At 74.0% G+C, this 3,851-nt stretch carries 3 protein-coding genes; all 3 read right to left on the bottom strand.

Features of this window, described 5'->3' with window-relative positions; translation table 11 throughout:
- Positions 1 to 937, bottom strand: a 937-nt coding sequence (locus FRZ03_RS24745) for a glycosyltransferase family 39 protein (protein WP_146467348.1), incomplete at its 3' end; no start/stop codon positions are given.
- Positions 934 to 2,241, bottom strand: a complete 1,308-nt coding sequence (locus FRZ03_RS24750) for a bifunctional glycosyltransferase family 2/GtrA family protein (RefSeq protein WP_146467343.1) — start codon at positions 2,239 to 2,241, stop codon at positions 934 to 936. The genes FRZ03_RS24750 and FRZ03_RS24745, both read right to left, overlap by 4 nt.
- A gap of 14 nt (positions 2,242 to 2,255) precedes the next feature.
- A partial coding sequence (locus FRZ03_RS24755) for a sensor histidine kinase (protein ID WP_146467344.1) occupies positions 2,256 to 3,851 on the bottom strand: 1,596 nt, incomplete at its 5' end.

A 3,851-nucleotide genomic window follows, 5' to 3' on the forward strand; every position in this document is an offset into this window, starting at 1 on the left:
GAGCGCCGCCCCCGCCGACGCTGCCGGTCTCCTCGCCGTTGAGCCGGCCGAACCCGTTGTAGCCGAAGGTCAGTTCCAGGAAGCTGTTGTGCTGCGAGCCGCCGATGTACGGGCGGGAGGAGGCCGGCCACAGCTCGACGACGGCGACCCACCAGCCGCCGGCCACCACCAGCGCGGCGGTCGCGGCGGCCAGTTGGCCGAGGCGCTTCCTCAGCGGCACCGGCGCGCACACCGCGTACACCAGCGCGAGCGGCGGCAGGATCAGGAACGCCTGGAGCGTCTTGGCGAGGAACGCGAGGCCGATCGCGACCCCGGCCCACACCAGCCATCCGGTCCGGCCGTCCTCCAGCGCCCGTACGACGAGGTAGCAGGCCACCGACATCAGCAGGGCCAGCAGGGCGTCCGGGTTGTCGAAGCGGAACATCAGCGCCGCGACCGGGGTGAGCGCGAGCACCACGCCCGCGATCAGACCGGCCGCGGGCCCGGACCGGCGGCGCACCGCGGCGTACACGACGGCCACGGTCGCCACGCCCATCAGCACCTCGGGCGTGAGGATCGCCCAGGAGTTCAGGCCGAAGATCCGCACCGACAGCTCCATCGGCCACAGCGAGGCCGGGGGCTTGTCGACGGTGATGGCGTTGCCCGCGTCCAGCGAGCCGAAGAACAGTGCCTTCCAGGAGGTGCTGCCCGCCTGGACGGCCGCCGAGTAGAAGGAGTTGGCGTAGCCGGAGGCGCTCAGGTCGTACAGGTAGAGCAGGAGGGTGGCGGCGAGCAGCCCGAGGAAGGCGGGGCGTGCCCAGCGGGGGTCCTCCGGGCGGCCGCGCCAGAGCCGGTGCGGCAGGGGCGGCCGGGGAACGGCGGCCGGGTCCGGTGCCGGTACGGTCGTGCCGCCCGGCCCCTCGGACGCGTCGAGCGGGCGGTCACAGGAGGTGCTCATCGGGGCCTTTCGGAGATTTCGGTGCCGGTGCCGGTGCCGGCGTCGCGGGGCCGGCGCTGGTCGGGGAAGACCCACGCGCGAAAGAGCAGGAACCGCAGCACGGTCGCGGCGAGGTTGGCGGTGACGAGGACCGCCAGTTCGGTGGAGTGCGCGGGGTGGCCGTCGGCCGCGTCGAGGGCGGCCAGGGAACCGCTGGTCAGGGCGAGCCCGATGGCGAAGACCACCAGCCCCTGGGCCTGGTGGCGGACCGCGCCGCCCCGGCCGCGCACCCCGAAGGTGAGCCGGCGGTTGGCGGCCGTGTTGGCGACGGCCGAGACCAGCAGCGCGAGCGCGTTGGCCGACTGCGGCCCGCAGAACTGCCGGAAGCCGCTGTAGAGCAGCAGGTAGAAGAGGGTCGACAGGAGGCCGACCACGCAGAAGCCGACCAGCTGGCGGGCCAGCCCCCTTGGTACACCGGCCAGTTCGCGGTCGCGCGGATCGTCGCCGAAGGGCCGGGCGAGCCGGTCCAGCGGCAGCGAACCGGTGGCGAGCGCCCGGCCGATCCGCCACACGCCCTTGAGGTCGTCGGTCGCGGTGCGCACGATGTGCACGGTGGAGTCGGGGTCGTCCACCCAGTCGACCGGGACCTCGTGGATCCTGAGCCCGGCCCGCTCGGCCAGCACCAGCATCTCGGTGTCGAAGAACCAGCCGCTGTCCTCCACCAGCGGCAGCAGTACCCGTGCGACGTCGCCCCTGATGGCCTTGAACCCGCACTGCGCGTCCGAGAAGCGGGCGTGCAGCGAGCCGCGCAGGATCAGGTTGTAGGCCCGGCTGATCAGCTCGCGCCTGGGCCCGCGCACGACCCGGGAGGACCGGGTCAGCCGGGAGCCGATCGCGAGGTCCGAGTGGCCGGAGATCAGCGGCGCGACCAGCGGCAGCAGGGCGTTGAGGTCGGTGGACAGATCGACGTCCATATAGGCGAGGACCGGCGACTCGGACGCGGACCACACGGTGCGCAGCGCGCGGCCACGGCCCTTCTGCTCCAGCCGTACGACGCCCACCCCGGGCAGCTCGGCCGCCAGCCGCGCCGCGACCAGCGGGGTGGTGTCCGTGGAGGCGTTGTCCGCGATCGTGATGCGGAAGGCGTACGGGAAGGTGCGCGTCAGGTGCTCGTGCAGCCGTCGGACGCACGGCCGGAGGTCCTGCTCCTCGTTGTAGACGGGGATCACCACGTCCAGGACGGCCGTACCGGCGGCCGCGGCCGGCAGGTGCTCCCGGGCCGGCAGGGTGCCGGGGGGCGCGTCGGGAGAAGAGTCGGTTCGCATGGAACCGACTCTCGTCAGGTGCCCTGTCGCACCGATGTGGTGGCGCTGTGGTCCGGCTGTGAGTGCGAACCGGCTTTGCCGGAAGGGGAGTTGGAGTCGCCGGTGCCGTCGGGACCGGCGACGGACCGGGTGCCGAGCGCGGGCAGGCACACGGTGAACACGGTTCTGCCGGGCACGCTCTCCACGCTCACCGCGCCGTCGTGCGCCGCCGCGACGGCCTGGACGATGGCGAGCCCGAGGCCCGTCGAGCCGGTGGCCCGGGTCCGCGCCGAGTCCCCGCGGGCGAACCGCTCGAAGACGTGCGGCAGCAGCGCGCCCGGAATGCCCGGCCCGTCGTCCTCGACGTCCACGCACACCCACGGCCCCTGCCGGCGCACCCGCGCGGTGACGGTCGTACCGGGCGGGGTGTGGCGCTGGGCGTTGGCCAGCAGGTTGACCAGGACCTGCTGGAGCCGGGCGGAGTCGGCGCGCACCGGGGCGGGTTCGTCGGGCAGGACGAGCCGCCAGGTGTGGTCCCGGCCGGCCGCGCGGGCATCGCTGACGGTGTCCACGACGAGCGGGACCAGATCGGTCCGCCCGAACTCCAGCGGCCGGCCGGCGTCCAGGCGGGCGAGCAGCAGCAGGTCCTCCACCAGCAGGGTCATCCGCCCGGCCTCGGACTCGATCCGTCCGAGGGCGTGCCGGGTGTCGGGCCCGACCTGTTCATGGCCGCGCCGGGTCAGTTCGGCGTAGCCGCGGATGGAGGCGAGGGGGGTGCGCAGTTCATGACTGGCGTCGGCGACGAACTGCCGCACCCGCGTCTCGCTCTGCTGCCGGGCCTGGAGGGCGCCGTGGACGTGGTCGAGCATCCGGTTCAGCGCGGCGCCGACCTGCCCGACCTCGGTGTGCGGATCGCACTCGGCGTCCGGGACGCGCTCGCTGAGGTTCACCTCGCCGGTGTGCAGCGGCAGTTCGGAGACCCGGGTGGCGGTGGCGGCGACCCTGCGCAGCGGGCGGGTGGCGACGCCGACGATGACGGTTCCGGCGAGGCAGGCGGCGAGCAGCCCGGCCGCGGTGACACAGATCTCGACGACGATCAGGGTGTTGACGATGCCGTCGGTGTCCTCGGTCGGGATGCCCACGTAGAAGGAGCCGTTGGGGCCGGTGACGTACTGGGCGCGGTAGCTGCCGAGGCCGGGCAGGCCGAGGGTGTGCGCGTGGTCGTCCGCGGGCACGGTGGCGAGGGCCGCGAGCTGGTCCGCGTCGAGGTCCTGGGCGCTCGTGTACGGCGCCGACTTCGACTTGCGGCCCACCTTGCCCTCGGTGGCGGTGCCGTCGCTCACCACGGCCACGACCGTGTACTGCGGCTGCGGGCCCAGGGCGACGAACTGGTCCAGCTCGATGCCCGCGGGGGCTCGCGGGCCGTCCGGCATGCCGGGCCCCTTGCCCTGCCCCGGCGGGGCGAAGGCGCCGGAGGCCCGCTTGCCGACCTCGTCCAGCCGGCCGTCGAGCTGGGCGTACAGGTGCGAGCGCAGGGCCAGGGTGGTCACGGTGCCGATCACCGCGCAGACGACGGCGATCAGCAGGACGGAGACGACGACGAGGCGGGTGCGCAGGGTGCGGGGGGAGCG

The sequence above is a fragment of the Streptomyces misionensis genome, from assembly GCF_007896895.1.
In the GTDB taxonomy this organism is placed as follows: Bacteria; Actinomycetota; Actinomycetes; order Streptomycetales; family Streptomycetaceae; genus Streptomyces; species Streptomyces misionensis_A.

Excerpts from the sequence above, each read along its gene's own strand:
- FRZ03_RS24750 (WP_146467343.1), bottom strand. The coding sequence starts at position 2,241 with ATGCGAACCGACTCTTCTCCCGACGCGCCCCCCGGCACCCTGCCGGCC.